Here is a 668-nt window from a genome sequence, read left to right as displayed (position 1 = left end):
CAGGGGGATCCGGCCGCGCGGGCCACCGCCCCCGGCGACCGGATCCCCCTGCGGCTGCCCGCGCCCCGCATGCCGGACGGGCCGGACGGCGTCGGACGGCGTCTGCTGGCGCCCGCGCCGCCGATGCTGCACCACCCGCTCGCCCTTCAGCGCGCCCTGCGCCCGCTGGGCCGCCGGGTGCCGTCGCCCCGCGCCCGCGTACTGGACGAGCGGGCCACCGTCGAACGCATCGCCCGTCTCGGCGCCGCCCCCGACACCTGGGTGCCGGTGCTGCGCCCGGCGCCCGACCGCTGGCTGCGGCTGAACCTGGTGCACGACACCGGCCCCACCATGCCGGTGTGGCGTCCCCTCGTACGAGAACTGCACGCCCTGCTCGCCCAGTCGGGCCTGTTCCGCACGGTCACCCTGCACCCGGCCGGTCCCGACGGCCGTGTCCGGCATGTGCCCGACCCCGGCGACGGCCGCACCGCCACCCTGATCGTCAGCGACTGCGCGGGCCCGCAGTGGCGGCCCGGCCCGCCCGGCGAACGCTGGTACCGCACCCTGCGCCGCTGGTCGGCGCGTATGCCGGTGGCCGTCGTACAGCCGCTGCCCGAGCACCTGTGGCCCGGCACGGCCCTGCCCGCCACCCCCGGCGTGCTCGCCTCCCCGGCCGCGGCGGCCCCCTC

1 protein-coding gene is annotated in these 668 nt (G+C 79.6%); it reads left to right on the top strand.

The annotated features are described in order from the left end of the window. A partial coding sequence (locus MTQ10_RS30915; protein ID WP_282612773.1) for an SAV_2336 N-terminal domain-related protein occupies nucleotides 1-668 on the top strand: 668 nt, incomplete at both ends.

Source organism: Streptomyces sp. XM83C (assembly GCF_023072675.1).
GTDB classification, from domain to species: Bacteria; Actinomycetota; Actinomycetes; order Streptomycetales; family Streptomycetaceae; genus Streptomyces; species Streptomyces thermocoprophilus.
Note: the sequence above shows the minus strand (reverse complement) of the source record. Positions and strands in the feature narration are given on the sequence as shown.